Source organism: Bartonella sp. AC329YNZD (assembly GCF_042196685.1).
Taxonomy (GTDB): domain Bacteria; phylum Pseudomonadota; class Alphaproteobacteria; order Rhizobiales; family Rhizobiaceae; genus Bartonella.
Map to the genome: position 1 here is coordinate 1 of NZ_JBHIQS010000012.1, position 18,933 is coordinate 18,933.

The window sequence follows — 18,933 nt, forward strand, 5'->3', positions numbered from 1 at the left end:
ATTCGTGAAGGTGGTCGTACTGTTGGTGCCGGTATCGTCTCTAAGATCATTGAATAAATAATGCTTGTTGAGTGCTTGTTAAAGGTATTTTAGTTTTAAGAATTAGGGGTATAGCTCAGTTGGTAGAGCGGCGGTCTCCAAAACCGCAGGTCGCGGGTTCAAGTCCTGCTGCCCCTGCCAAAGGGGAATAGGATTCAGATATGAGTTAGTAGATTTTTCTGCTTTTTTTGCTTTTTTTTATATGGGGCTTGTTTTTTTGTGTATGAAACTGTATTGAATAGAAAGTAAGAAAATTGCGTAAGTCTGGAAGTTGGCTTTTGCATTTTTTTCTATTTATTTTGTTGTATAAAACACAATAGGGCGAGAGAGAGTAGTGTGACGATGGCATCTAGAACCAATCCGATTACCTTTATGAAGCAGGTTTATGCAGAAACAGTTAAAGTGAAATGGCCTACACGTCGTGAGACGGTTATTTCTACTATTATGGTTTTGTTGGTAACTGCATTGGCTTCAGCTTTCTTTTTTATTGTGGATCAGGTTATGCATTTTGGTGTTTGGCGGGTTATTGATCTTCTGAAATATCTTTTTAGTTGAGAATGTAAGGAAGTGTGACTGTGGCAGCTCGTTGGTATATTGTTCAGGCATATTCAAATTTTGAAAAGAAAGTAGCGGAAGCTATTGATAAGGAAGCAAAGCAGAAAGGACTTGATCATCTATTTGAAAAAATTTTTGTTCCAACAGAGCGTGTTGTAGAAGTCCGTCGTGGACGCAAAGTTGATACTGAGCGAAAATTTTTTCCTGGTTATGTTCTTGTTTGTGCTGAATTAACAGATGAAGTTTATCATCTTATTAAGAATACTCCTAAAGTGACAGGTTTTTTAGGGTCGGATGCGCGTCCTGTTCCTATTTCTGATCGAGAGGTTGAAAAGATTCTCAAACAAGTTCAGGAGGGTGTTGATTCTCCAAAGTCCTCTGTGTTGTTTGAGGTTGGTGAACAAGTTCGCGTTGCTGATGGTCCTTTTGTTTCATTTAATGGAATTGTTCAAGAGGTTGAAGAAGAGCGCTCTCGTCTTAAGGTTGAAGTTCTTATTTTTGGGCGTCCTACGCCTGTTGATTTAGAATTTGGTCAGGTTGAAAAACTCTGATTAAACTTAGAGTAATTTTAATTACTTTAAGTAAGGAGTGGGAGGTGATTTATAGCTTTTGTCGGCTTAATGATCCGAACCACGTAACTGCAGCGGGTAGCAGGCAAAATAAATTGTCCGTATACCAGTGAAATTGAAGGCAGATTGTTATGGCAAAAAAAAGTATAGGTCAGCTCAAGTTGCAGGTCCCTGCAGGAGCTGCTACTCCATCTCCACCGATTGGTCCTGCTCTTGGGCAGCGTGGTATTAATATCATGGAATTTTGTAAGGCGTTTAATGCAGCGACACAAGAAATGGAAAAGGGGGCACCGATTCCAGTTGTTATTACGTATTACCAAGATAAATCTTTCACATTTTCTCTCAAGACGCCTCCTGTATCATTCTTTTTAAAGAAGGAAGCAAACCTGAAATCTGGCTCAAAAGAGCCTGGTAAAGTGTCTGTAGGAAGCATTTCTCGCGATAAAATTCGTTCGATTGCGGAATCAAAGATGAAAGATCTTAATGCAAATGACATTGAGGCAGCGATGCGTATGGTTGAAGGTTCTGCTCGCTCGATGGGTTTGGAAGTGGTGGGCTAGTATTATGGCAAAAGTAGCAAAGAGAATAAAAAATATCCGAAAAGATATCGATTTTAGTGAACTTTACGCTTTAAAAGATGCTGTTTTAATGGTTAAGGAGCGTGCCGTTGCTAAATTTGATGAAACAATCGAAATTTCAATGAACTTGGGTGTTGATCCTCGTCATGCTGATCAAATGGTTCGAGGTGTTGCTCATTTGCCTAATGGAACAGGAAGAAATATCCGTGTTGCCGTTTTTGCTCGTGGGGATAAGGCTGAGGAAGCTAAGGTGGCAGGAGCTGATATTGTGGGTGCTGAAGATTTGTTTGAAAGCATTAATAGGGGGGTGATTGACTTTGATCGTTGTATTGCAACACCAGACATGATGCCTCTTGTTGGTCGTCTTGGTAAGATTCTTGGTCCACGGAGTTTGATGCCCAATCCCAAAGTTGGTACTGTAACACTTGATGTTGCTGGTGCTGTCAAAGCGTCTAAGGGTGGTGCTGTTGAGTTTCGTGTTGAAAAAGCCGGTATTGTGCATGCTGGTATTGGTAAGGCTTCTTTTGGTGTTGAAAAAATCGTAGAAAATATAAAAGCCTTTGCAAGTGCAGTTATTAAAGCTAAACCGCAAGGTGCAAAAGGTGAGTATATTAAGCGCGTTGCTGTTTCTTCGACTATGGGGATTGGTGTTAAAGTTGATCCAGCAACAGTTCGTTCAGAGACAGTATAAGCTGATTTATAATTTTGTTTTGGGGTATGTGAACATCAAAATTGTATTTTAAATGCTGGTTTTGGTCGGTATTTAGCTATCTAAGCTTTATAGAGCTTAGGTTGTACCGGAAGAAATTCCGGAATATCCTGTCCGAGATTGTAGGTGATACTTTTAAGTATCTTAATCAAAAAAAGCCTGCATGAGACTGGGGTAAAAACTGAGAGTTAAAAGACTTAAAGGGTTTGAGCCAGGGTTGCCTTTGAGCGCTGTGCGTGAAAAAGGGGACAGGATCCTCATCGGTGACATGAAATATTTTATGTTATCAAAGGTAACCAACAGGTTTGTTTTAAGCAGATCTGTTAAATGGAGAGAGACAGTGAATAGAGCGGAAAAACGCGAATTTGTTACATGGCTTAACGAGGCTTTTCGGAAGTCTGGTTCTGTTGTTGTTGCACATTATTCCGGTCTGACAGTTTCACAAATGAACGATTTGCGTTCGAAAATGGGTGAAGCTGGCGGTGCCGTTAAAGTCGCCAAAAACCGTCTTGCTAAAATCGCTCTTCAGGGCACGGAATCTGAATCGATAGTGGATTTGTTTGCTGGACAAACACTTATTGCTTATTCAGAAGATCCAATCACAGCACCGAAAGTTGCTGTTGATTTTGCAAAAAGCAATGACAAATTTGTCATCCTTGGCGGTTCAATGGGTGCAACAAGTTTAAGTGTAGATGCTGTGAAGTCATTGGCTTCATTGCCTTCATTAAACGAGTTGCGTGCAAAACTTGTGGGTATGATTTCTACCCCTGCGACCCGTATTGCACAGGTTGTTAATGCTCCTGCTGGTCAGGTTGCACGTGTCATTGGAGCATATGCTCAGGAGGATAAGGCGGCTTAAGGCTGTTTGTATTCATGTTTATGGAAAAGCTTTAATGCTTTTCTGTTTTTTTGGATAAGTTTTAATAATGGTTCAAATCTTTTAATTGAAGGAATTTAAAAATGGCTGATCTAGAGAAGATCGTAGAAGACCTTTCTAATCTAACCCTTTTGGAAGCTGCTGAGCTTTCTAAGTTACTTGAAGAAAAGTGGGGAGTTTCTGCTGCTGCTCCTGTTGCTGTTGCTGCTGTTGCTGGTGCTGCTGCTCCAGCTGCTGAAGAAAAAACAGAATTTGATGTTATTCTTGTTGAAGGTGGCGCACAAAAAATTAATGTTATTAAGGAAGTTCGTGCTCTTACTGGACTTGGTCTTAAAGAAGCTAAAGATCTGGTTGAAGGAGCACCCAAGCCTATTAAAGAAGGTGCTTCTAAAGAAGAGGCAGAGAAAATTAAATCCCAACTTGAAGCTGCTGGTGCTAAAGTTGAACTTAAGTAAATTTAATTTTATTGGCGAACATTTATGTTCGCCGATTTTCTTTCTTTTAATAAAGAAAGAAAATCGTGAGTAGAAAACCTTGTCCCAACGGTTTTGTCACAATAATGGGATAGGTTTTGATTACTCATCCTGTCATCATAGAGTCAAAGAGATAAATGGCTTATGTTGGTGGGGAAAGTTAATGATGCTCATTATTGGGTGTCAAGTGAACTGGTCTGCATATGCAGGTTAATGATATAAGGCTTTCAAGGTTGGTCTACCTTGAACAGTAAAGATCAAGGAGCGATGATGGCTCAGACTCTTGCAATGATGTCTCAATTCAATGGTCGTAAGCGGGTACGTAAATTTTTTGGTAAGATTCCTGAAGTGGCAGAAATGCCGAATCTTATTGAGGTTCAAAAAGCGTCATATGATCAGTTTCTCATGGTTGAGGAACCGGAAGGTGGGCGACCAGATGAAGGTTTGCAGGCTGTTTTTAAATCGGTATTTCCTATTTCAGATTTCTCCGGTACAGCTATGCTTGAGTTTGTTGGTTATGAATTTGATTTACCGAAATTTGATGTTGAAGAATGTCGCCAACGTGATTTAACTTATGCTGCACCATTAAAGGTCATATTACGTTTGATTGTTTTTGATGTTGATGAGGATACTGGCTCCAAAGATATCAAAGACATTAAAGAGCAGGGCGTTTATATGGGCGATATGCCTTTAATGACGACGAATGGTACCTTTATCGTTAATGGTACAGAGCGTGTTATTGTTTCCCAGATGCATCGTTCTCCTGGTGTCTTTTTTGATCATGATAAAGGGAAGTCGCATTCATCGGGAAAGCTTCTTTTTGCTGCTCGTGTTATTCCATATCGTGGTTCTTGGCTTGACATTGAGTTTGATGCTAAAGATATCATTTATGCGCGTATTGATCGACGGCGCAAGATTCCTGTTACCAGTCTTTTGATGGCATTAGGTATGGATGCGTCGGATATTTTGTCAACGTTTTATGATAAAGTGACTTATGAGCGTGATGGACAAGGATGGCGTGTTCCTTATTCTGTTGATCGCTTTAAAGGAATGAAGCTTATTTCTGATCTTATCGATGCAGATAGTGGTGAAGTTGTTGCTGAGGCTGGTAAAAAGCTAACAGTTCGTACTGCGAAGTCTTTAGAAGAAAAAGGTCTCAAGGCGGTTAAAGTTAGCGAAGATGATTTATTAGGTTGTTATCTGGCCGAAGATATCGTCAATTACGAAACAGGTGAAATCTACCTTGAAGCTGGTGATGAAATTGACGAAAAAGTATTGAAAATTTTGCTTGATGTCAGTGCTGATCAAATCAATATTCTTGATATTGATCACATGAATATTGGAGCATATATCCGCAACACTTTAAAGGTGGATAAAAATGAAAGTCGGCAGGATGCGTTGTTTGATATTTACCGAGTAATGCGTCCAGGAGAGCCTCCAACAATCGATACAGCAGAAGCAATGTTCCATTCTTTGTTTTTTGATCCAGAGCGTTATGATCTTTCAGCTGTTGGACGTGTTAAGATGAATTTGCGTATGGATCTTGATTGTCCAGATACAGTTCGCATTTTACGTCAAGAGGATATTCTTGCTGTTGTTAAGATGTTGGTTGAATTGCGTGATGGTCGTGGTGAAATTGATGATATTGATAATCTTGGCAATCGTCGCGTTCGTTCCGTTGGGGAGTTGATGGAAAATCAATATCGCGTTGGTCTTCTTCGTATGGAACGTGCGATAAAAGAGCGTATGTCATCGGTTGAAATTGATACAGTTATGCCGCAGGATTTGATCAATGCAAAGCCTGCAGCAGCAGCAGTTCGTGAGTTTTTTGGGTCTTCACAATTGTCGCAGTTTATGGATCAAACCAACCCATTGTCGGAAATTACCCATAAACGCCGTCTTTCTGCTCTTGGTCCAGGTGGTTTGACTCGTGAACGTGCGGGTTTTGAAGTTCGTGACGTCCATCCTACGCATTATGGTCGAATTTGTCCGATTGAAACACCAGAAGGCCCGAATATTGGTCTGATTAACTCCTTAGCAACCTTTGCTCGGGTTAACAAATATGGCTTTATTGAAAGCCCATATCGAAAAATTATTGATGGTAAAGTCACAAAAGAAGTTATTTATCTTTCTGCGATGGAAGAAGCAAAGCATTATGTAGCTCAAGCTAATTCTTCATTAGATAGTGAAGGCCGCTTTATAGAAGAGTTTGTTGTTTGCCGTCATGCGGGTGAAGTTTTAATGGCGCCACGCGATCATGTTGATTTGATGGATGTTTCACCAAAACAGTTGGTTTCAGTTGCAGCAGCGCTTATTCCGTTTTTGGAAAATGATGATGCAAATCGTGCGTTGATGGGATCGAACATGCAGCGTCAGGCAGTTCCTCTTGTACGCGCTGAGGCACCCTTTGTTGGTACGGGAATGGAATCCGTTGTTGCACGCGATTCAGGAGCTGCTGTGAGTGCAAAACGTAGTGGTATTGTTGATCAGGTTGATGCGACCCGTATTGTTATCCGTGCAACAGAAGATTTAGATCCTTCAAAATCAGGTGTTGATATTTATCGCTTACAAAAATTTCAGCGTTCTAATCAGTCCACTTGTATTAATCAGCGTCCTCTTGTGCATGTCGGTGATAGGGTAGAGAAGGGTGATATCATTGCAGATGGTCCATCCACAGATCTTGGTGATTTAGCTCTTGGGCGGAATGTTCTTGTAGCCTTTATGCCTTGGAATGGATACAATTACGAAGATTCCATTTTGTTATCTGAGCGCATTGTTGCTGATGATGTCTTTACTTCGATTCATATTGAGGAATTTGAAGTTGCAGCACGTGATACAAAACTTGGTCCAGAAGAAATTACGCGTGATATTCCTAATGTTGCGGAAGAGGCGTTAAGAAATCTTGATGAAGCTGGCATTATTTATATTGGTGCTGAAGTTCAACCAGGTGATATTTTAGTTGGAAAGATTACACCAAAGGGTGAAAGTCCTATGACGCCGGAAGAAAAGCTTCTGCGTGCAATTTTTGGGGAAAAGGCATCCGATGTTCGTGATACTTCTATGCGTATGCCACCTGGGACTTTTGGTACTGTTGTTGAAGTTCGGGTTTTTAATCGCCATGGTGTGGAAAAAGATGAACGTGCTATGGCAATTGAGCGTGAAGAAATTGAGCGTTTAGCAAAAGATCGTGATGATGAACAGTCGATTCTTGATCGCAATGTTTACGCGCGTCTTACCGATATGTTGACGGGTAAAGTCGCGGTAGAAGGTCCAAAAGGCTTTTCGGGTAGCAAAAAGCTTGATAGCGCGGTAATGGGGCATTATCCACGATCCCAGTGGTGGCAATTTGCTGTTGAGGATGAAAAGCTTCAAAATGAAATTGAAGCTTTGCGTAAGCAATATGATGAATCAAAAGAAGCATTACAGCGTCGCTTTATGGATAAGGTTGAAAAAGTCCAAAGAGGTGATGAAATGCCTCCTGGTGTCATGAAAATGGTGAAGGTTTTTGTGGCTGTGAAACGCAAAATCCAACCAGGTGATAAGATGGCGGGGCGTCATGGGAATAAGGGTGTTGTCTCACGTATTCTTCCCATAGAAGATATGCCTTTTCTTGAAGATGGAACCCATGCTGATATCGTCTTGAATCCACTTGGTGTGCCTAGTCGTATGAATGTTGGACAAATTCTTGAGACGCACCTTGGTTGGGCATGTGCCGGGATGGGCAAGAAGATTGGCGATTTGTTAGAATTATATCAAGAAACTGGGGATATACTTCCTTTGCGCCAACGTATTGAAAATCTTATGCCTGATGATAATCATAATGAGCCAGTCCGTCAGTATGATAATGAAAGCCTTTACAAATTGGCTTTACAGATGAAGAAAGGGGTTTCAATTGCAACACCTGTTTTTGATGGAGCACATGAATCAGATATTAACATGATGCTGGAAGACGCAGGATTAGATAGTTCAGGGCAGGTTACACTTTATGATGGTCGTACGGGAGAGCCTTTTGATCGTCCAGTAACGGTGGGGTATATTTACATGTTGAAATTGCATCACCTTGTTGATGATAAGATTCATGCACGTTCTATTGGTCCTTATTCACTTGTTACGCAGCAGCCATTAGGAGGTAAGGCACAATTTGGTGGTCAGCGTTTTGGTGAAATGGAGGTTTGGGCACTTGAAGCTTATGGTGCTGCATACACTTTGCAGGAGATGCTAACAGTAAAATCGGATGATGTAGCTGGTCGGACGAAGGTCTATGAAGCGATTGTACGTGGTGATGATACATTTGAGGCAGGTATACCTGAGAGCTTTAATGTGTTGGTGAAAGAAATGCGTTCACTCGCTCTTAATGTGGAGCTTGATGATGCGCGTGAACTTATTGCACAGCGCGTATTGTCTGACACAGCAGAACAATAATTCAAGGAGCGCGCTGGAAAAAGGCTGCGCTCTGATTAATTTTAAAAGGTTCAAAACCTTATTAAGATACTGCAGATCATTTTTAAAAATAAATGTATTTTAAAGAAGATCTGTTATAAAATAAATGAGATATTACAACAGGTTCTAAGAATCTTTGAAGGAGAACAGCATGAACCACGAGGTCATGAATCTTTTCAATCCTCAAGCGCCAGCGCAGACATTTGACTCTATTCGTATTTCTATTGCAAGTCCTGAGAAAATTTTGTCCTGGTCGTATGGTGAGATTAAGAAGCCTGAGACGATTAATTATCGGACTTTTAAACCAGAGCGTGATGGTCTTTTTTGTGCACGTATATTTGGCCCTATTAAGGACTATGAATGTTTATGTGGCAAATATAAACGCATGAAATATAAGGGCATTATTTGTGAAAAATGTGGTGTAGAGGTTACTCTTTCGCGCGTACGTCGTGAGCGTATGGGGCATATTGAGCTTGCGGCGCCTGTTGCGCATATATGGTTTCTTAAATCATTACCAGGTCGTATTTCTACACTTTTAGATTTGACTTTAAAAGATATTGAGCGGGTTCTTTATTTTGAGAATTATATTGTAACTGAACCAGGGTTGACATCTCTTAAGCTCTACCAGCTTCTTTCTGAAGAAGAATATATGCTTGCTATTGATGAGTTTGGAGAAGATCAATTTACAGCTATGATTGGCGCTGAAGCTATTTACGAGCTTTTAGCTGGTATGGAGTTAGATAAAATTGCCAATGATTTGCGTCTCGAATTAGCTGAAACGACTTCAGAGTTAAAGCAGAAAAAATTGATTAAACGACTTAAGATCGTTGAAAATTTTCTTGAATCTGGGAATAAGCCAGAGTGGATGATTATGAAAACAATTCCGGTTATTCCACCGGATTTACGTCCATTGGTTCCACTTGATGGTGGGCGTTTTGCGACATCAGATCTGAATGATCTTTATCGACGTGTTATTAATCGTAATAACCGCTTGAAACGGCTTATTGAATTGCGTGCTCCTGGAATTATCGTGCGCAATGAAAAGCGTATGGTGCAAGAAGCTGTTGATGCATTGTTTGATAATGGACGGCGCGGGCGTGTGATTACTGGAGCCAATAAACGTCCGTTAAAATCTCTTTCAGATATGTTAAAGGGTAAGCAAGGGCGTTTTCGTCAAAACTTACTTGGAAAGCGTGTTGATTACTCGGGACGTTCTGTTATCGTGACAGGTCCTGAATTAAAATTACATCAATGTGGTCTTCCTAAAAAAATGGCTCTTGAATTATTTAAGCCATTTATTTATGCGCGCCTTGATGCGAAGGGATATTCCTCAACTGTAAAACAAGCAAAAAAGCTTGTTGAAAAGGAGCATCCAGAAGTTTGGGATATCTTGGATGAGGTTATTCGTGAACATCCTGTTTTGCTCAATCGTGCGCCAACATTGCACCGCTTGGGGATTCAGGCTTTTGAACCTATCTTGATTGAAGGAAAAGCTATCCAGCTTCATCCGCTGGTGTGCACTGCTTTTAATGCAGATTTTGATGGAGATCAGATGGCGGTTCACGTTCCGCTTTCTCTTGAAGCACAGCTTGAAGCCCGTGTTTTAATGATGTCAACCAATAATATTCTTCATCCAGCTAATGGAGCCCCCATTATTGTTCCATCACAGGATATGGTTCTTGGTCTTTATTATCTTTCGATTGTTTCTGAAAAAGAACCAGGTGAGGGAATGGCTTTTTCTGATATAGGTGAGCTTCATTATGCTTTGGAAAATAAGGTTGTAACGCTTCATACGAAGATTAAAGGCCGTGTTAAGGATATCGGTAAGGATGGAAAGGAAGTTTCTAAACTTTATGATACGACACCTGGTCGTTTGATTATCGGTGAGCTTTTGCCAAGAAATCCGAATATTTCTTTTGATATTGTCAATCAAGAAATGACGAAAAAGAATATTTCCAAAATGATTGATCATGTTTATCGGCACTGTGGACAAAAAGAGACGGTTATTTTTTGTGACCGTATTATGCAGCTTGGCTTTTCTTATGCGTGTCGTGCAGGAATTTCATTCGGTAAAGATGATATGGTTATTCCTGATAGCAAGTCGCGTTTAGTTGCGGAAACAGAAGCTTTGGCTAAGGAATATGAACAGCAATATAATGATGGTTTGATTACACAAGGTGAAAAATACAATAAGGTTGTAGATGCTTGGGGTAAATGTACAGATCGCGTCGCAGATGAAATGATGAAACGTATTCAAGCCATCGATTTTGATCCTAAAACAGGTCGTCAACGGCCAATGAATTCGATTTATATGATGTCGCACTCTGGTGCACGTGGTTCTGCTAACCAGATGAGACAATTGGCTGGTATGCGTGGATTAATGGCAAAACCATCCGGTGAAATTATTGAAACCCCCATTATTTCAAATTTTAAGGAAGGTCTGACGGTTAACGAGTACTTCAACTCAACTCACGGTGCGCGTAAAGGACTTGCTGATACTGCGTTAAAGACTGCCAACTCCGGTTATCTCACGCGGCGTCTTGTTGATGTTGCTCAGGATGCTATTATTTCAGCAGTTGATTGTGGTACAGCAAAAGGGCTTACCATGCAGCCCATTGTTGATGCAGGACAAATTGTTGCCTCTCTTGGGCAAAGAATTCTTGGTCGTACAGCGCTTGTGGATATTTTGCATCCCGTCTCTGGTGAGGTTATTCTTGAAGGGGGGGCAATGATTGAAGAAGCTGATGTCGCAAAGATTGAAGAAGCCGGAATTCAGTCAGTTCAAATTCGTTCTGCTTTAACGTGTGAAACACGTCTTGGTGTTTGTGCGAAATGCTATGGTCGAGATTTGGCGCGTGGAACACCTGTTAATCAGGGAGAAGCCGTTGGTGTTATTGCTGCTCAATCCATTGGTGAGCCGGGAACGCAGCTTACTATGCGTACTTTTCACTTAGGAGGAACTGCGCAGGTTGTTGATTCATCCTATTTAGAAGCATCCTATGAAGGTACGGTGGAGATTCGTAATCGTAATGTGGTTCGCAATTCTGAAGGCCATTTGGTTGTTATGGGGCGTAATATGGCTATCCTTATCAAGGATGAGTTAGGAAAAGAGCGCGTTGTGCATCGTGTTAGCTATGGTGCACATATTTTTGTTGATGATGGTGATATGGTTAAACGTGGCCAGCGTATAGCAGAATGGGATCCTTATACGCGTCCGGTTTTAACAGAAGTTGAAGGCTATGTGGGTTTTGAAGATATGGTTGATGGTTTATCTGTCACTGAAACAGCTGATGAATCTACGGGTATTACGAAGCGTTTGGTGATTGATTGGCGCGCTAATCCGCGTGGTGCGGATCTCAAACCAGCCATTATTATCCATGAAAATAAAGAAGGTGAATCCATTGCTAAATTGTATAAAGGAGGTGAAGCCCGTTATATGATGTCAGCGGAAACTATTCTTTCTGTTGAGCTTGGTGCTCATGTTAAGGCGGGTGATGTTATTGCTCGTTTACCAATGGAAAGTGCCAAGACGAAAGATATTACCGGTGGTTTGCCTCGTGTGGCTGAGCTGTTTGAAGCACGTCGTCCAAAGGATCATGCGATTATTGCTGAAGTAAGTGGTACAATTCGATTTGGCCGTGGTTATAAGAATAAACGTCGTATTATTATTGAACCAAATGATGAGACTCTTGAGGCAGTAGAATATTTGATTCCAAAAGGTAAGTTGTTTCACTTCCAAGAAGGCGATCAAATTGAAAAGGGGGATTATATCCTTGATGGAAATCCAGCTCCTCATGATATTTTGGCGATTAAGGGTGTTGAAGCTTTGGCATCTTACCTTGTTAATGAGATTCAGGAGGTTTATCGTTTGCAAGGGGTTCTTATTAATGACAAGCACATTGAAGTGATTGTTCGTCAAATGTTGCAAAAAGTTGAAATTACTGAATCTGGAGATTCTGGTTATATTCCAGGTGATAACGTTGATCGTATTGAACTTGATGAAATCAATGATAATTTGATTGCAGAAGGGAAGAAACCCGCATCTGGTAATCCCATTCTTCTTGGAATTACAAAAGCTTCTCTTCAAACGCCTTCTTTCATTTCGGCGGCATCATTTCAGGAGACAACGCGTGTTCTTACTGAAGCAGCAGTTTCTGGTAAAATTGATACTTTGCAAGGACTCAAAGAGAACGTTATTGTCGGTCGTCTTATTCCAGCAGGTACAGGTGGTACGATTTCTCAAATCCGTCGTATTGCTGCAGTTCGTGATGATCTGATAGTAGATGAGCAGCGTAAGTCTAGTAATAACGAAGTGGCTAAAGCTATGTTGACAAATATGACAACTGAGGCAGTTGCTAAATAGTTTAAATACAACATCCACATACTATAAAAGCGTCTGAATAGAAATTTCAGACGTTTTTTATCTCAAGATGCAGAAATTGCATATTTTTCCTGAAAAATATAATAATAACAATTATAAGGTTGTAGTCGTTTCAAACATTCTGAGTAGTTTATTATTTGATAATGATACTGATTTTTTTTATTGCGTCATTTTAAAGTTTTTTTATTTTTGAGGACAGTATAGAAATTTTTTTCAAGATACATGAAGTCAAAAAGCCGTATTCCAAGAAAAAGAGTAGCTTATATGTAAGTTAAATAACGACTAATTTCGAATTTTAGGAAAATTTTTGATTGGATATCTTCTATAAAGATTTAAAAGGCCTTATAATAGATGATTAGCAATCTTTCCTGTCATCTAAAAAAATAATTAATTTTTTACTGTATAATACTTATTTGACAAGAATGTATTTCTTCATATTTTAGAATGCAGGAAAGGATAGAGTGCTGACTAAATTTTTATAAAAATAGACATATTTCTTATAATAATGTGATCTATAAAGACAGAATGATAAAATGTACGAATATTATTCAATTGGAGAGTTGACACGTGAGTTTTCAATAACAGCTCGAACTTTGCGTTATTATGAAGAAGAGGGACTTCTTGTCCCTTTCCGGCGTGGAAGTACACGGCTTTATACACAAACGGATCGTCATAAATTAAAACAAATACTGCGTGCTAAAAGAGTTAAATTTTCGTTGTCTGAAATATCTGATATGTTGGCTATGGTTGGAAAACCACCTGATGATGAGAAAAAACTTAAGAAATTAATTGCAGGAATTAATAAAAAACGATCTGATTTAAAGAAGATGCAACGTGATATTGATGATCTTCTACAGGATTTAGAACACATTGAGGAGACTTTTTTTGAGAGCTTAGCAGAGTTGGGGGTTAATCGTTGATTGTGAGATTTATTTCATCTGCTTTTAGGAAATTTCTTTTCTATTAAAAGAGATAGCCATCAGTATTTCTAATGGGATTTTTTGACACTGCGTGAAATGTGTAAATCATTTGAAGAAATAGAGGGTGTGAAAAAGTAGAAAAGGTATTTTCACACTATATTGTCCTTGATAGGAAAAAAAATATTTTTCATAGAGAAAGAAAAGACAATGGCAGTTTCTTCTATTAGTGTTTTTCAATCTATTTTGTCGCGAAAGTCAATTCGAGCTTTTACCAACCAGCCAGTTAGTTTGGAAACAATCAAAAAAATCTTAACACTTGCAGCACGTGCACCATCTGGAACCAATATTCAGCCATGGCAAGTGATTGTGCTTACGGGAAGTGTATTACAGAAAGTAGGGCAAGAGCTTTCACAACTTGTTCTTTCGGGTGTAAAAGGGGAGCGTGAATATAATTATTATCCACGTCAGTGGCGTGAGCCTTATATTTCAAGGCGTAGAAAAGTTGGTTTGGAACTTTATCAGAGTCTTGGAATAAAAAAAGGAGATGAAGAAAAAATGCTTCATCAAAAAGCACGAAATTTTTTATTTTTTGATGCACCTGTAGGACTCTTATTTACAATGGATCACGACATGGAAATAGGGAGTTGGCTTGATTTGGGTATGTTTATGCAGACCATTATGTTAGCAGCACGTGGATTTGGATTGGATACCTGTCCCCAAGCAGCTTTTGCTGATTATCATAAACAGATTCGTACGCTTTTATCTGTACCTTCTGATCGGAATATTATCTGTGGTATGGCACTTGGTTATCGCGATATGAGTGCTCCAGAAAACAATTTTGAGACAGAACGAGAACCGTTAGAAAACTTTGTACGTTTCATTGAAGCATGTCCATAAAATATTTTATATCATTAAGCATATACTTTGAAGAACTTAGTGCATTATGAAAAATATGCTTGGTAGAAATTTTTCATTCTTATTAAATCATGATGTTGCATATTAACACTTATTTTACTACGTTCGCAACATTGATAGAGAGGTGACTCTAAGGGCATTGTTCGTTTTGAAGGTTGGCTAATGGAAAGCACTATAGAAAGAGGGTGTTGGGTGGTAGCGAGTCGAGCAACATTCGTGTTTATTGCTGTCATTTTTTTACTCTATCTCGCAATTTGATTTTAAACGGGACAAACGTTATAGAAAAGCGTATACTCAGACCATGTTGGAGTTTTGAGGTGGTATGTGTTTTTATCTGTTTTTGAACTTTTTAAAATTGGTATTGGTCCTTCTAGCTCACATACGATGGGGCCGATGACTGCGGCTAATATGTTTTTGCAAAGGATAAGAGATTTTTCTCAGTTATCTGATATTCAAGTTTCTCGTATACGTGTTTATCTTTATGGTTCTTTAGCTTTCACAGGTATTGGTCATGCGACAGATAGAGCTATCATATTAGGACTTTTAGGAGAAAAAGCTTCTACTGTTGATCCTGATGACATGGGATTCCTGTTAGAAAAAGTTATACGTGAAAAAAAAGTGCAACCAGAAGGCCATCCCGTTTATCAGTTTGATTTGCAACGTGATCTTATTTTTGAACGAAAGAAAAACCTCCCTGGTCATACGAATGGACTAGCATTTGAAGGGCTTGATACTGATGGGAATGTTCTTTTGCGGCAGATTTATTATTCTATTGGTGGTGGCTTTATTGTAACTGAGGATGAATTAAGACACATGAATGGTAATATAGAATCAGAAGTGTCTGAGGTGCCATATCCATTTGATTCTGCTCGTACAATGTTATCAATGGCAGAAAAATCAGGACTTTCAATTGCTGAAATGAAGCGCTTAAATGAAGAAATAAAAATAGAGCGTTCTTCTCTTGATGCTGGGCTTGATGAAATTTTTTCAGCGATGACAAATTGCATTAATAGAGGTCTTTCACAAGAAGGTGAGTTGCCTGGTGGATTACATATTCCAAGGCGTGCTAAAAAGCTGCATGATACGCTTTTGGAAAATCAAAAGAAAAATTGCAATTATCCACTTTGGGCAAATGATTGGCTTTCGGTATATGCTATAGCAGTCAATGAGGAAAATGCAGCAGGTGGTCGTGTTGTTACAGCACCAACAAATGGGGCTGCTGGTGTTGTCCCAGCCGTTTTGCGTTACTATCTTCAGTTTAATGATGGTTCAGATCGAAAGGGAATACATAATTTTCTATTAACGGCAGCAGCTATTGGCGGTGTTATCAAACATAATGCCTCTATTTCTGGTGCAGAAGTTGGGTGTCAAGGTGAAGTTGGAACGGCATCTTCAATGGCTGCAGCAGGGTTAACCGCGGCGTTAGGTGGAACACCAGCTCAAATTGAAAATGCAGCGGAAATTGCGCTTGAACATCATTTAGGAATGACGTGTGATCCTGTTGCAGGTCTTGTACAAGTTCCTTGTATTGAGCGTAATGCAATGGGGGCTGTTAAGGCGGTAACGGCTTCTTCTCTTGCATTACATGGTAATGGAAATCATTTTGTTTCTCTTGACGCTTGTATAGAAACAATGCGCCAGACTGGTCATGATATGAGTGAACGCTATAAAGAAACAAGTAAAGGTGGCCTCGCAGTCAATGCAATATCTTGTTAAGAGCTGGACACTCTTCAATCCATAACTGAACTATTGTGAGAGGGATGGCCTTTTTTTCCTGATAAAGCTTATATTTTTTATTACTGATAAATCAACATTCAAATTTAAATTCAGCAGCATGCTTGAGATAAATTTGAGATGGGTTCAGTGCTTTTTAATGAGTCGTGGCTTTTTGCGTGCAAGATTGGAGGGAGAGTATTGCTTCTATCTGTTTAATTTGTCTCTGAAAGGGAAAAGCAGTCTAATTTGGAAAAATAAAAAAGCGTCAAGTAAAATTAGTGGTCAACCTGCCATTACTTTTTTTCTAGGTTTTATGGCCTTTAAAAGTTTTCATAGAAATATCTTTTAAGTAAGAGAAGATTATGCCTTGGTATCTAAGGTAAATTTGTTTTAAACCTGAACTATTATGATGAGATGCAAGAGAGCTTTAAAGATTTTAGTTTTTTAGAAATGAAGATCTTTTGGGCATCTGGTATGGTGAAAAAATATCTTGAAAAGAAACCTCTCTCAATCTGAAATCTATTTCACAACGGTACATATAAATAGTATAATGTAAAGTTTCTATGAATGGTATAAAGTCTATAGAGCATAAGCATCTTTATTTATAAAGGGAGCAAAACGAGCACTATCATTCTTTTTTCAGCTCTCAATGTTATAACGAAAACTCTTGGGACTTAAGACTCTTTATAAAAGGCGTTTTTACGTTTTTTCATCGATAGTATTTGTATTTTAAAATTGCTTTGCGTGTTGGAGTTTAAAAAGCTTAGGAAATTTGTACAGCGTTTATGTTATAGGGTGCATTGAAGCGTTATGAAGGATAATTTTTGATATTAAATCAAAAAGTGAAGAAATATCTGGTATTTTTGTGCTCTAAAAAATGGTTTGATTGGAAGCTTGAAGGTGTCTCTAGGGATAGTTGGAAAAGCCGTTAGAACAATTCCTCCGACTTGAGAAAAAAGCACGACTATCAAAGGATTTTTAAAATTCTAGATAATAATACAATAATTTTTTGAGAGATACCCTGTAGAGTTAAATATTTGTTGCTCCTAGACAGATTTTAATAGGCACATTACCAGTTTGACTTGCAACGCGTAAATGAATGCGTACAGGAGGCATTGTGAGACGACGATTACGCATTATTTGACAAATAAGAAGATTAACAAGAGATTGTGTATCTAATGCAGTTGAATTATATTTTAAACCAGTAAGTCTTGCAGCAGCATCGTGAAGAGAACGCAATGAAAGGAAGGATGATTGCTTCAATAAGATTTCATTTTCATGGAATGCAGCAAAAGCATTATCTGTCATAATACTATCCTAACGCAGAATTCAAAAACTTTTAGTAGACTACAGTATAGCAGTTAAAATTTGCTTTCTTTAATGTAGAACAAGCATCAAAAGCAGATTTTTTTGATTGAAACCCCGTAAATCGTGCTCGGTAATAACGCTGCCCATTTTTTTCAAACAGTTGCATGTGTGAAGATGCATCCTTTAAAGCAGAAAAAGCTGTATTTTTTGCTTTTAAAAGCAGAATTTTTGCTTGTTCTTGATTGGGCAGGGAACCAATTTGGATAGCCCATCCGGCGTTTGTGGATAAAGAGGCCGTTACAATTTTATGTGCCTCAACCGGTATGGCTTTTTGAGGGTTAGGTATTGGTATAATTACTTTATTTACAGCAGTTATTGCGATATTCGAATTTTTAGGTTGTTCTGCAAATGCTGTTAACATAGTCGAAACTTCATCATCAAAATTACTTGGAACAGCTTTAATGGTCGGTATAGGGGTATTTGCGCCAGTGGGTAAGTGATAGTGTACAGAGGTCAAACGTTCACCACTTTTCATTTGGCTTGCTTTTGGCAAATATTGATTTAATAAGCTAGCCATATGCTCATCACGTGCAATAGATGATTTACCTCCCATAACAACAGCAACGATAGAACGCCCCTCAAGACGCATCGAAGTTGCTAAATTAGAACCTGACATTTGTGTGTATCCTGTTTTAATTCCATCGACACCTTTCATTCTTTTTACGAGTTTATTGTGGCTGTTAATCGTATGCCCACGGAAATTAAAACTTTTTATTCTAAACAATTTATATTGTTTTGGAAAATTTTTCCTTAAAGCTAATGACAAAGTAGCTATATCTCGTGCGGTAGAATAATTGTGCACGTCTGGAAGCCCTGAAGCATTTGCGAAATGTGTATGTTTCATACCAAGTTTACGAGCTTTTGCTGTCATCATTTGAGCGAATTTTTTCTCACTACCCCCAAGATACTCTGCAATGGCAGTAGCAACATCATTTGCCGATCTTGTAATGAGTGCTTTAGCTGCTGCTTCTGCAGAAATTGTTTGACCTGCTTTAAATCCAATTTTTGTCGGTGGACGCATTGCAGCATAATGTGAAACAGGAATTGGTGTATTTGGTGTTACCCGACGCATCTGCATAGCTTCAAAGAGGAGGTACAATGTCATCATTTTTGTTAAAGAAGCAGGGTAACGCTTCAATGTTGCATTGGCTTGAAATAGAGTTTTTCCTGTAGTGGCATCTATAACAATAGCCGCATACTTATCAGGATAGGCTCCTTGAGGTGTAGCTGATGCCCAACAGTGAGAAAAAGCTAACATAACAAAAGAGATTGCTATTTTTTTATAGCAGCGCATAATTTTTTGATAGTTAATATACACTTGCAGTATCCTATTTCTCCATTTATCCTAAAAAACCTCTATAAAGCTTCCTTTTCTGTAATTTGTTGATGCAGT

At 39.0% G+C, this 18,933-nt stretch carries 13 protein-coding genes and 1 tRNA gene; 12 read left to right on the forward strand and 2 right to left on the reverse strand.

Annotated features, from left to right (window positions below; all coding sequences use genetic code 11):
- Nucleotides 1-104 precede the first annotated feature (104 nt).
- From ACFIMW_RS06435 to ACFIMW_RS06490, 12 genes are all read left to right on the forward strand, one after another.
- Nucleotides 105-180 (forward strand) — tRNA-Trp (locus ACFIMW_RS06435).
- A gap of 201 nt (nucleotides 181-381) precedes the next feature.
- The gene (secE, locus tag ACFIMW_RS06440) at nucleotides 382-594 is read left to right on the forward strand and encodes a preprotein translocase subunit SecE (RefSeq protein WP_375608518.1); all 213 of its coding nucleotides are present in this window, start codon (nucleotides 382-384) and stop codon (nucleotides 592-594) included.
- A 20-nt stretch (nucleotides 595-614) separates the two neighbouring features.
- A complete protein-coding gene (gene nusG, locus ACFIMW_RS06445) occupies nucleotides 615-1,145 on the forward strand; it encodes a transcription termination/antitermination protein NusG (protein WP_375608519.1) in 531 nt (176 codons plus the stop codon).
- 149 nt (nucleotides 1,146-1,294) lie between these two features.
- The gene (rplK, locus tag ACFIMW_RS06450; protein WP_273723157.1) at nucleotides 1,295-1,723 is read left to right on the forward strand and encodes a 50S ribosomal protein L11; all 429 of its coding nucleotides are present in this window, start codon (nucleotides 1,295-1,297) and stop codon (nucleotides 1,721-1,723) included.
- Between the two features lie 4 nt (nucleotides 1,724-1,727).
- Nucleotides 1,728-2,432 (forward strand): 50S ribosomal protein L1, encoded by a 705-nt coding sequence (gene rplA, locus ACFIMW_RS06455; protein ID WP_375608520.1) that lies wholly within the window; start codon nucleotides 1,728-1,730, stop codon nucleotides 2,430-2,432.
- A gap of 358 nt (nucleotides 2,433-2,790) precedes the next feature.
- Nucleotides 2,791-3,309: a 50S ribosomal protein L10 gene (rplJ, locus tag ACFIMW_RS06460; RefSeq protein WP_375608521.1), complete on the forward strand. Its 519-nt coding sequence runs from the start codon at nucleotides 2,791-2,793 to the stop codon at nucleotides 3,307-3,309.
- A 101-nt stretch (nucleotides 3,310-3,410) separates the two neighbouring features.
- Entirely contained in the window at nucleotides 3,411-3,782 is a 372-nt protein-coding gene (gene rplL / locus ACFIMW_RS06465; protein WP_012755028.1) for a 50S ribosomal protein L7/L12, read from the forward strand.
- Between the two features lie 288 nt (nucleotides 3,783-4,070).
- Nucleotides 4,071-8,222 carry a DNA-directed RNA polymerase subunit beta gene (gene rpoB / locus ACFIMW_RS06470; protein WP_375608557.1) on the forward strand — a complete coding sequence of 1,384 codons (4,152 nt, stop codon included), beginning with the start codon at nucleotides 4,071-4,073 and terminating at the stop codon, nucleotides 8,220-8,222.
- A gap of 169 nt (nucleotides 8,223-8,391) precedes the next feature.
- A complete protein-coding gene (gene rpoC, locus ACFIMW_RS06475; protein WP_375608522.1) occupies nucleotides 8,392-12,603 on the forward strand; it encodes a DNA-directed RNA polymerase subunit beta' in 4,212 nt (1,403 codons plus the stop codon).
- A gap of 551 nt (nucleotides 12,604-13,154) precedes the next feature.
- Nucleotides 13,155-13,541 (forward strand): MerR family DNA-binding transcriptional regulator, encoded by a 387-nt coding sequence (locus tag ACFIMW_RS06480; protein ID WP_375608523.1) that lies wholly within the window; start codon nucleotides 13,155-13,157, stop codon nucleotides 13,539-13,541.
- 207 nt (nucleotides 13,542-13,748) lie between these two features.
- On the forward strand, nucleotides 13,749-14,438 hold the full coding sequence (locus ACFIMW_RS06485; protein WP_375608524.1) for a nitroreductase: 690 nt from the start codon (nucleotides 13,749-13,751) through the stop codon (nucleotides 14,436-14,438).
- Nucleotides 14,439-14,780: 342 nt separating this feature from the next.
- Nucleotides 14,781-16,172 carry an L-serine ammonia-lyase gene (locus ACFIMW_RS06490; RefSeq protein ID WP_375608525.1) on the forward strand — a complete coding sequence of 464 codons (1,392 nt, stop codon included), beginning with the start codon at nucleotides 14,781-14,783 and terminating at the stop codon, nucleotides 16,170-16,172.
- 1,029 nt (nucleotides 16,173-17,201) lie between these two features.
- Here the strand turns inward: ACFIMW_RS06490 and ACFIMW_RS06495 are convergent.
- Together ACFIMW_RS06495 and ACFIMW_RS06500 are read right to left on the reverse strand one after the other, a co-directional pair.
- A complete protein-coding gene (locus ACFIMW_RS06495) occupies nucleotides 17,202-17,480 on the reverse strand; it encodes a hypothetical protein (protein WP_375608526.1) in 279 nt (92 codons plus the stop codon).
- A gap of 31 nt (nucleotides 17,481-17,511) precedes the next feature.
- Nucleotides 17,512-18,858 carry an SPOR domain-containing protein gene (locus ACFIMW_RS06500; protein ID WP_375608527.1) on the reverse strand — a complete coding sequence of 449 codons (1,347 nt, stop codon included), beginning with the start codon at nucleotides 18,856-18,858 and terminating at the stop codon, nucleotides 17,512-17,514.
- Between the last annotated feature and the right edge of the window lie 75 nt (nucleotides 18,859-18,933).